Here is a 924-nt window from a genome sequence, read left to right as displayed (position 1 = left end):
AAGGGAAATACTCCCACTTGTATTCACTACAGTCCAATTAGCTAACTTCTGTCCATTCCCAGTAGTAATTTCACCATCTAAAACAAACACTCCATAAATATTAGATAGATGTTACAAGTAGATTTTATATTATTTATATTCTTATATAGGTTATTCTTATAAGTGGATAAAATAGCCCACTGGTTAGGGGTATAAATGTTAATTCTTAGTTCCATAGGAGAGTTTCAGAATACAGTGGGATATCATTAGAGTAGAGGTGAAAGTATACCCAAAAATTTCCTGAACCTATCACTGTCTGTTGAAAGGATCACTGCGTTCTGTTGTTAAATATATGATAGTGGTCTCCTCTATTAGTTCACTTAAGCTTTCACGATATCTTAAGTTTCTGGACGATATTATATTCATTGGTAACGCCATAATTAAAACGAATCGAAATAGCTTTTGCGCTTTCTTTATCCAATTACAGCCAATGGAAACAATTTCCGTTGTTGGATATAGCGATGTTGGATCACAGACTGGGCAGGATTTGACTGAGCTATCAATTGGATTAAAACATCGTAATCTTCTCAATCATATATATTGCCGGGGTGTAGAGAAACGTGTAGTGCCTAATGATTTTATTACGACACCGATCCCCCTCGGCCGAACGATACCACGAGCGATGACCGGTATCAATCAGTTTCTTATGGAGGATTTCAACAATCGTTATTATTCAGAGCGAATTTTTGATTTCTTCGCATCCAAATCAATCAGCAATAGCGGCATTCATCTTCACCATACTCCCGGATATATCCGAACTCTTCGAGAAGGAAATAAAAATGGCAATAAGACGGTTGTAAAGGCAACCACTGAGTATACAGATAGTTTTTATCAAAGGGTTCTCAATGAGTCTGAGAAGATTGAAATAAGCTCTCCCAAGTTTCC

At 36.7% G+C, this 924-nt stretch carries 1 protein-coding gene; it reads left to right on the top strand.

What is annotated here, in order from left to right; genetic code table 11:
• Positions 1-469 precede the first annotated feature (469 nt).
• Positions 470-924: hypothetical protein (locus ACFR9S_RS13400; RefSeq protein WP_379818873.1), on the top strand; the 455-nt coding region annotated here is incomplete at its 3' end.

The organism is Halolamina salina, from assembly GCF_042678005.1.
Lineage (GTDB): Archaea > Halobacteriota > Halobacteria > Halobacteriales > Haloferacaceae > Halolamina > Halolamina salina.
The sequence above is the reverse complement of the archived record's forward strand: the minus strand, read 5'-3'. Positions and strand labels throughout refer to the sequence as shown.